This window comes from Tabrizicola sp., from assembly GCF_034366665.1.
Classification (GTDB): Bacteria; Pseudomonadota; Alphaproteobacteria; order Rhodobacterales; family Rhodobacteraceae; genus Tabrizicola.
In genome coordinates, this window is record NZ_JAXMMF010000106.1 from 1 (window position 1) to 7949 (window position 7949).

9 protein-coding genes and 1 pseudogene are annotated in these 7949 nt (G+C 66.6%); 1 reads left to right on the forward strand and 9 read right to left on the reverse strand.

Going from position 1 to position 7949, the window contains the following annotated elements; all coding sequences use genetic code 11:
- The 6 genes and pseudogenes from U1E69_RS14505 to U1E69_RS14530 all read right to left on the reverse strand — a co-directional run.
- Positions 1-225 (reverse strand): annotated as a pseudogene (locus U1E69_RS14505) (arginase); the annotation flags it as partial.
- 224 nt (positions 226-449) lie between these two features.
- Positions 450-683 carry an acyl carrier protein gene (locus U1E69_RS14510; protein WP_128515501.1) on the reverse strand — a complete coding sequence of 78 codons (234 nt, stop codon included), beginning with the start codon at positions 681-683 and terminating at the stop codon, positions 450-452.
- Between the two features lie 139 nt (positions 684-822).
- On the reverse strand, positions 823-1560 hold the full coding sequence (gene fabG / locus U1E69_RS14515) for a 3-oxoacyl-[acyl-carrier-protein] reductase (RefSeq protein ID WP_322245085.1): 738 nt from the start codon (positions 1558-1560) through the stop codon (positions 823-825).
- 11 nt (positions 1561-1571) lie between these two features.
- The gene (fabD, locus tag U1E69_RS14520) at positions 1572-2501 is read right to left on the reverse strand and encodes an ACP S-malonyltransferase (RefSeq protein WP_322245086.1); all 930 of its coding nucleotides are present in this window, start codon (positions 2499-2501) and stop codon (positions 1572-1574) included.
- A gap of 57 nt (positions 2502-2558) precedes the next feature.
- Positions 2559-3257 carry an SDR family oxidoreductase gene (locus tag U1E69_RS14525; protein WP_322245087.1) on the reverse strand — a complete coding sequence of 233 codons (699 nt, stop codon included), beginning with the start codon at positions 3255-3257 and terminating at the stop codon, positions 2559-2561.
- Positions 3258-3312: 55 nt separating this feature from the next.
- Positions 3313-3792, reverse strand: coding sequence for a DUF411 domain-containing protein (locus U1E69_RS14530; RefSeq protein ID WP_322245088.1), 480 nt, complete (start codon positions 3790-3792; stop codon positions 3313-3315).
- A gap of 140 nt (positions 3793-3932) precedes the next feature.
- Between U1E69_RS14530 and U1E69_RS14535 the strand changes: the two genes are divergently transcribed.
- Complete coding sequence (locus U1E69_RS14535; protein ID WP_322245089.1) at positions 3933-4784, forward strand: sugar phosphate isomerase/epimerase; 852 nt, start codon at positions 3933-3935, stop codon at positions 4782-4784.
- On the opposite strand, the gene U1E69_RS14540 is transcribed toward U1E69_RS14535, so the two are convergent.
- The 3 genes from U1E69_RS14540 to U1E69_RS14550 all read right to left on the reverse strand — a co-directional run.
- Positions 4781-5890: a Gfo/Idh/MocA family oxidoreductase gene (locus U1E69_RS14540; RefSeq protein ID WP_322245090.1), complete on the reverse strand. Its 1110-nt coding sequence runs from the start codon at positions 5888-5890 to the stop codon at positions 4781-4783. The genes U1E69_RS14535 and U1E69_RS14540 overlap by 4 nt on opposite strands.
- Positions 5887-6960, reverse strand: a complete 1074-nt coding sequence (locus U1E69_RS14545) for a Gfo/Idh/MocA family oxidoreductase (protein WP_322245091.1) — start codon at positions 6958-6960, stop codon at positions 5887-5889. The genes U1E69_RS14540 and U1E69_RS14545 overlap by 4 nt, the downstream gene beginning before the upstream one ends.
- 11 nt (positions 6961-6971) lie before the next feature.
- The coding region (locus U1E69_RS14550) for an ABC transporter permease (protein ID WP_322245092.1) at positions 6972-7949 on the reverse strand (978 nt) is incomplete at its 5' end.

Below are 7949 nucleotides of genomic sequence, written 5' to 3' on the forward strand. Positions count from 1 at the left end.
GTTCATGTGGGCAAGGTTCGCCGCATAGGCCGCCCCCGCCGCCCGGATCGCCGCCGGACCACCCGCGCAGTAGAACCCGACCGAGGGATAGGGCGTGCACCCATCCGCCCCGATCAACGCCATCTTCGCCGACAGGCGCGACAGGTCCCGGCTGCGCGGCAAGCCCATGAATGTGTCGACGCCGGACGCGCCGAACATCGTGCCAAGGGCGGTATTGCCGGTCATGCGGGGCCTCCTGTTCCATTCCCCAGTCTGGGGATCGCTGCGAAGGCTGGCAAGCGTGATGGAAGGGACTGCGGCGAGCGTTTGCCGAGACGGGGGGCCTTGGACCAAAATCCTTCGAAGGATTTTGCAAATCTTTTCGAAAAGATTTGCCCGCCCGGACTCCCAACCGAAACGCAAAGGGCACCCCGACGGGTGCCCTGCTGTCCGAAACCGGACGAAAGCGCTTAGGCGGCTTCCGAGATGAACTTCACCGCGTCGCCGAAGGTCTGGATGGTTTCGGCGGCGTCATCCGGGATCTCGATCCCGAACTCTTCCTCGAAGGCCATGACCAGCTCGACCGTGTCGAGCGAGTCTGCACCCAGGTCGTCGATGAACGAGGCCGATTCCGTCACCTTGTCGGCTTCGACGCCCAGATGCTCGACGACGATCTTCTTCACGCGATCAGCGATGTCGCTCATGTCCGTTCCTCTATCTTTGGCCGCGGTCAAATCCCGGCCTTTTCGTTCTACCCGTATACCCGGGCCTCAATCCTGCGCGCCTATAGCAAGGGTCGGGGCGCATGGCAAACGCTTTAACCTGACTTGCGCGGCGGGGGCGTCAGACCATGTCCATCCCGCCGTTGACGTGCAGCGTGGCCCCGGTCACATAGGCGGCTTCCTGCGAGGCAAGGTAAAGCACAGCTGCCGCGATTTCCTGCGGCGTGCCCATCCGCCCCGCGGGGACCGAGGCCAGGATCGTGTCGCGCTGTGCCTCGTTCAGCTTGTCGGTCATCGCGGTCTCGATGAAGCCCGGTGCGACGCAGTTCACGGTGATCCCCCGGCTTGCCACCTCTTCAGCCAGAGACTTCGACAGCGCGACCAGCCCGCCCTTCGACGCCGCATAGTTCGCCTGCCCCGCATTGCCAGCGCGCCCTACGACCGAGGAGATGTTGATGATCCGGCCCCAGCGCGCCTTCATCATGCCCCGGATCGCGGCGCGGGACAGACGGAAGGGCGCGGTCAGGTTGACGTCGATCACCGACTGCCAGTCGTCGTCCGACATGCGCATGGCCAACCCGTCCCGGGTGATCCCGGCATTGTTCACCAGAATGTCCACTGCCCCCATCGCCTCGGCCGCGCGCTTTACCAGGCTGTCCACGTCCTCGGGATTGGACAGGTTGCAGGGCAGCACATGGGCGCGCTCGCCAAGCTCGGCCGCAAGCGATTCCAGCGGCTCCACGCGCGTCCCGGACAGGCCCACCGTGGCCCCGGCCGTGTGCAATGCGCGGGCGATGTCGGCACCGATACCGCCCGAAGCCCCAGTGACAAGGGCGGATTTGCCGGTCAGATCAAACATGTCGGGTCCTTTCAGGCCTTGAGGGCGGCGATGTCGTCGGGCGTGCCGATGGCGCGGGTGGTGGCCGCGGCAGCGGTGCGCTTGATCATCCCCGAAAGCGCCTTTCCAGCGCCGATTTCCCAATACTCGGTGACACCGGCCTTTTCCATCCAGAGGACGCTTTCCCGCCAGCGCACCGAGCCCGTCACCTGCGCGATGAGAAGGTCGAGGATGCGGTCTGGCTCCATCACCGCTTCGGCGCGGACGTTGACCACGACCGGGACCCGCGGCTTGGCGATCGGGACGGCGGCAAGCGCCTCGGCCATCACATGAGCGGCGGGCTGCATCAGTGCGCAGTGGAACGGGGCCGAGACGGGCAGCAGAAGCGCGCGCTTGGCCCCCTTGGCCTTGGCGATCTCCAACGCGCGCTCGACGGCGGCCTTGTGGCCCGAGACGACCACTTGCGCGGGATCATTGTCGTTCGCGGCCTGGCAGACCTCGCCCTGGGCGGCCTCGGCGGCGACGGCGGTCGCCGTCTCGAAGTCCAGACCCAGCAGCGCGGCCATCGCGCCGACACCTACCGGAACGGCTTCCTGCATCGCCTGACCACGAATGCGCAGCAGGCGGGCGGTGTCCGACAGCGTCAGCGACCCGGCAGCACACAGGGCCGAATACTCGCCAAGCGAGTGCCCGGCGACAAAGCTGGCATGCTCCAGACCGAAGCCCTCGACCTCCAGCGCGCGCAGGGCGGCGATGGAGGTCGCCATCAGCGCAGGCTGGGCGTTCTGGGTCAGCGTAAGGTCGGCGATGTCGCCCTCCCAGATCAGCTGCGACAGGTTCTCGCCCAGCGCGCTGTCCACCTCGTCGAAGACCGCCTTGGCGGCCGGATAGGCCTCGGCCAAGGCCTTGCCCATGCCGATGGTCTGGGCGCCCTGCCCCGGAAAGACGAATGCGCGGCTCATGTTTCCCCCACGTGTTTTATCCGGGATAGCGCGGCAGGACGGGTCATGCAATCCGGGTCAGACGCTGCGGGTGATGCCGCCGTCGACGCGCAGGTTCTGCCCGGTGATGTAGCCCGCGCCGTCGGATGCAAGGAAAGCGACCGTCGCCGCGATCTCCTCGGCGCGCCCGTAGCGGCCCATCGGCACGCTTTGGCGGCGTTCCTCGGTGGCGGGCAGGCTGTCGATCCAGCCGGGCAAGACATTGTTGATGCGGATGTTGTCGGGGGCATAGGTGTCGGCGTAGATCTTGGTGAAGGCCGCCAGACTCGCCCGCGCGACGGCCGAGGTCGGGAACATGGCCGAGGGCTCAAACGCCCAGGCGGTCGAGATGTTGATGATCGCCCCCGACTTCTGCGCCTGCATGATCGGGGTCACCAGGCGGATCGGGCGGATCGCGGACAGGAAGTAGACATCCATCCCGCCCTGCCAGTCCGCGTCGGTCAGCTCCAGCAACGGCTTGCGGGGGCCGTGCCCGGCGCTGTTGACCAGGACATCCACCCGCCCCCACTGCGCCATCACCGCATCCACCACACGGGCAACGTCGTCCGCGTTCTGGTTCGACCCGGTGACGCCCACGCCGCCCAGCTCCGCCGCCAGCACCTCGCCCTTGCCCGAGGAGGACAGGATGCCGACCCGGTAGCCATCAGCCGCCAGCCGCCGTGCGGCCGCCGCACCCATGCCCGAGCCGCCCGCCGTGATCAGTGCCACCTTGTCCATCGTATCCTCCCCCGTGTTGCCACAGGCTTAGCACCCGCGGGACGGGCCGGAAAGGTCAGGCGGCGGGGTAACTCGCGAAGACCGTGGTGGTGCCGTCGCGGGCCAGAAGGAAGACGTCATAAGCCTCACGCTCGGCCTCGGGCCCCATCCCGGGCGAACCCCAGGGCATGCCGGGAACCGCAAGACCCAGGGCGGCGGGCTTGTCCTCCAGCAGACGGCGCAGGTCCGCGGGTGGCACGTGGCCTTCGATCAGGTAGCCGCCAGCCTCGGCAGTGTGGCACGAGACCATCGTCTCGGGGATGCCCTGCGCCAGCTTGAACTGGAACAGCTCGTCGGGGGGCACCATCTCGACCGTCACCGGAAAGCCATCGGCCTTCAGGATATCGACCCAGGCCGTGCAGCAGCCGCAATCGGGGTCCTTGCGGACATGGACCGGGGTCTGGCCCGTTGTCGCAAGCGCGGGAACCGCCGCAATTCCGGCCAGGCCGACCCCTGCAAGCAAAACATCGCGGCGCCCAAGGAGCTGTCGGGTCATGTTGCACCTTTCCAGTTTGCCCGACCAGGATGCCACAATCGCCTGTCCGACAACATGGTCGAAATCAGCGCAGCCCCAGCTTGCCATATGGCCAGCCCTGCCCCAGTCTGCCCGACAAGTTGCACGAAGGGGGAAGCGGCATGAAGGGATTTGGGGTCCACACCTCGATGTGGACGATGGCTTGGGACCGGGCCGGGGCCGAGCGCGCCGTCACCGCCTGCAAGGCGCTTGGCTTCGACTTCATCGAGATCGCCCTGCTGTCGCCCGACAAGGTCGACACCGCCCATTCCCGCCGCCTCTTGGAGCGTGAGGGCATGCCCGCCGTCTGTTCGCTTGGCCTGCCCGAGGGCAAGCGCGCCTCGACGGACCCCGAGGCTGCCATCGCCTTCCTGACCCACGCGCTGGACCAGTGCGCGGCCATCGGCGCTCAGGCATTGACCGGCGTCACCTATGGCGGGATTGGCGAACGCACCGGCTTTCCGCCCACGCAAGTGGAACGCGACAACGTGGCTCGCGTTCTGTCGGCTGCGGCCACCCATGCCCGCAAGCTGGGGATCGCCTTCGGGATCGAGCCGGTGAACCGCTATGAAAACCACATCATCAACACCGGCTGGCAGGCGGTCGAGATGATCGAAAAGGTCGGAGCGGATAACATCTTCATCCATCTCGACACCTACCACATGAACATCGAGGAACGCGGGATGGCGCTTGGCATCCTGGATGCCGGGCCGCACCTGCGCTACATCCACCTGTCGGAAAGCGACCGCGGCACGCCGGGCGAGGGTAACGTCCGCTGGGACGAGGTCTTCGGCGCGCTGCAGGCGGTGGGGTTCACCGGCGGAATGGCGATGGAAAGCTTCATCGACATGCCGCCCGAGATGTCCTTCGGCCTGTCGGTCTGGCGGCCGGTGGCCGAAAGCCGCGATGTGGTGCTGGAGCGTGGTCTGCCATTCCTGCGCAACAAGGCGCGGCAATACCGGCTTTGGTCCTAGAGACTGAGGCGCGTCGCAGTTCCCACCTGAACGGCCTGCCCGGTGCGGCGGGACTGGATGGCGGCGAAGGCCAGCGCCAGGCTGTCCAGGTTCTCCTCGGCCCCGTTGGCAGGTTCGGTGCCATCCTCGATCGCAACCAGAAGCGCCCCCATCGCCCCCCGGAAGCCGTCGTTGAACCAGGTGCCTTGCAGGTGCGGGCGGGCGATGCCTGCGGCGGTGGTCAGCGTCACGCTCTGCTGCCCAAGGTCCGGCCCATCACTTTGCAGGCTGCCCTTGGTCCCGGCGATATAGGTCGTGTCACGGGACCCGTACAGCGTGGCTCCGTCAAGGACCAGCGAGGCCTGCCCACCCTCCATCTGCACCAGGCACTGCGCAAGAAGCGGGGCCTTCGCGGTCTGGCCGGACGCGTAGGAGGCGCTGGCGAAAACCGATTTCGCCCGTGACCCGATCACGCTGCGCAGGAAGTCGAACCAGTGGATGCCGAAGTCGTACAGGACCAAGTCCTCGATCTGCTCGAACGGCGTTCCGGCAATCCAGCCGTGGTCCCAGTGGATCGAGATGTGGGTGGAGATCACGTCGCCGATCAGGCCCGCCCCCACCGCCTCGCGCATCCAGGCAAGATGTGGCGCCCAGCGGCCATTCTGGTTGACGGCAAGCTTGACGTTGTTGGCATGGGCCAGCGCGACCAGGCGTCGGCCGTCGTCCAGGTCCAGCACGAAGGGCTTTTGCGACAGGACATGCTTGCCCGCCTTCAGCGCCGCTTCGATGATCGGCAGGCGGTCGGCGGGATGGGGGGTGATGTCGACAACGTCGATACCGGGGTCTTCCAGGATCTCCTGCCAGCGGTCAGTTATGCGGGCCTTGGGTGCGAACTCGGCGGCTTTGGCTTCGGCCTTGGACCGTGTCCGGTTGCAGATCGCGGCGACCTCCCACCCGGCCGTGCGGTAGGCATCAAGGTGGGCGCTGATGATGCCCCCTGCCCCGATCATCCCGATCCGGGGCCGGTAGGCGCGCGGCATCGGCGGCAGATAAGGCAAATTCGGCGCAGAGACTTCCGTCAGCGCGGCGGACTTCAACGCATAGCTGTTGGCGTCGGGCTCGCTCATGGGACCAGGGGCAGGCTGCGCTTTTCGCGGGCGGACTGGGCAGCGGTGTCGACAATGCGCTGGCCGATCAGGCTGACGGCAGGGTCAAGGGGGCCGGTCAGAGGTTCCCCGCGCAAGATGCAGCCCAGGACGTATTCAATGGCGTTCCTTCCGCCTTCGGGCAGGGGACCGGCGGGAATGGGGTGAGGCTCGGGGTTTGCGCGGGTTTGCACCGTGACGTGGTCGGCATAGTCCCAGCTGGCGATGGTGCCTTCGGTCCCGACCAGAATGAACCCGCATTTCGGTTGCGGCTGGATCACCCAGGGGTCGCTGAAAGTACCCCAGCGGGTCTCCATCTTGGACAGGCCCTTCTCATAGCGGCAAATGACGATGGCATGCTGGTCGACCTCGATGCCAGGCGTCTCGTCCGTGACGCAGGTGACCTCCAGCGGGGCCTCGCCATTTCGATACCAGGTGCCCAGCGTCGCGCCGTAGCCAAGGTAGTCGAGCAGGCTCCCGCCCCCGCTGGCGCGCTTGTACCACCAGGACGTGGGCTTTTGACGCTCCACTTCCTCGCGGCTGACCTCGATCTTGTCGGCAAGGTGGTAGAGCGGGCCACGGTTTCCGCCGTAGGAGTGGATCTCGATCACCTCGCCGATCATGCCCTCGTCCACCAGCCGCTTGGCGGTAACGTGGCTTTCCACCCAGCGGAGCGGCCAGTTGATCGCAAGGGTCTTGCCCGGCGGCATGGCGGCGATCATCGCGCGGGCGTCGGCGACCGAGGCGGCGAAGGGTTTTTCCACGAAGACGTGGACGCCGTAGGCGGCAAGGCGTTTCGTGTAGTCCGCATGGTTCGCTGTGGCGGCGCAAAGGATGGCGAGGTCGGGTTTCGCTTCGCGCATGCAGGCGTCGAAATCGGTGAAGACGCGGTCCTCCGGGATGCCGAACGTGTCGATGGCGCGCTGCATGGTCGCGCGGTCGGGGTCGAAGATACCCGCGATTTCGGCATCCGGGTGGTCATGGACGCAGCGCAGGAGGTCGCCCATGTGCATGTGGTCAAAGCTGATGCCGACAATGCGGAACGTTGCCATGAAAAGCCCTTTCAGTTGCGTTCGGTCAGGCGGATGAACAATGCGGTGACCGCCAGGATGATAAGGCCGAAAAGGATGCGCCGCCCGCCCTCGGGGATCTGCATCAGGGTCAGCATCGAGGTAAGGACCGTCAGGATCAGCGCGCCGACGATGGTGCCACCATAGCCTCCGCGTCCCCCGAAGATCGAGGTCCCCCCGATCACCGCTGCAGCGACCGAGGGCAGGTCCAAAGGCAGCGCCAGCGACAGCGAGGCCGTCTTGATCTGCCCGAGGTAGAGCAGGCCCGTGACCCCGGCAATGACGCTGGAGATCGTGTAGAGCGTCAGGTGGACCTGCCAGACCCGGACCCCGGACAGGCGGGCTGCGGCCTCGTTCGCACCAATGGCGTAAAGCAGGCGGCCAAAGCCGCTGCGGCGCTGCGCCCAGATGACAAGGGCGGCGAAGGGGATGAAAAGCGCAAGGCTGTTCGGCAACCCGAAGGTGCGCCCGGTGCCAAGCCAGAGAAGCGCATCGGGGATCAGGACCCCGGTCGCGATCACGTAACGCTGGTAGACCAGCAGGCAGCCCGTGGCGATCAGCGCGGTGCCAAGCGTCATGATCAGGGGATGGACCCGGCAGATGGCGATGCCGAAGCCGTTCGCAAGGCCGATCAGGACGGCACTGGCCAAGGCGATGGCGATGGCCGGGGGCACGCCGATCAGGGGGGCCAGGGTCGCGGTCAGGTAAGCCGAGATCGTGGCCGTGGTGCCGACCGAAAGGTCGATGCCGCCGGTCAGCATGGCGATCATCATGGCGAGCGACAGGATCGCGAACTCCGGGAACTGGAACGCCATGGAGCTGAAGTTGCCCCAGGTGAAGAACAGCCCGGGCTTCAGGAGGCTCATCACCACGAAGATAGCGATGGTGATCGCAAGAAGCCGCGCCATCGTCGGATCGCCCCGAAACGGCGATGCGAGGCGGGACCCGGGCGGCGCGGCGGACGTGGAGGA

Coding starts and splice junctions, on each gene's coding strand:
- fabD (WP_322245086.1), bottom strand. CDS start 2,501: ATGAGCCGCGCATTCGTCTTTCCGGGGCAGGGCGCCCAGACCATCGGC.
- fabG (WP_322245085.1), bottom strand. CDS start 1,560: ATGTTTGATCTGACCGGCAAATCCGCCCTTGTCACTGGGGCTTCGGGC.
- U1E69_RS14545 (WP_322245091.1), bottom strand. CDS start 6,960: ATGGCAACGTTCCGCATTGTCGGCATCAGCTTTGACCACATGCACATG.
- U1E69_RS14525 (WP_322245087.1), bottom strand. CDS start 3,257: ATGGACAAGGTGGCACTGATCACGGCGGGCGGCTCGGGCATGGGTGCG.
- U1E69_RS14510 (WP_128515501.1), bottom strand. CDS start 683: ATGAGCGACATCGCTGATCGCGTGAAGAAGATCGTCGTCGAGCATCTG.
- U1E69_RS14530 (WP_322245088.1), bottom strand. CDS start 3,792: ATGACCCGACAGCTCCTTGGGCGCCGCGATGTTTTGCTTGCAGGGGTC.
- U1E69_RS14540 (WP_322245090.1), bottom strand. CDS start 5,890: ATGAGCGAGCCCGACGCCAACAGCTATGCGTTGAAGTCCGCCGCGCTG.
- U1E69_RS14535 (WP_322245089.1), top strand. CDS start 3,933: ATGAAGGGATTTGGGGTCCACACCTCGATGTGGACGATGGCTTGGGAC.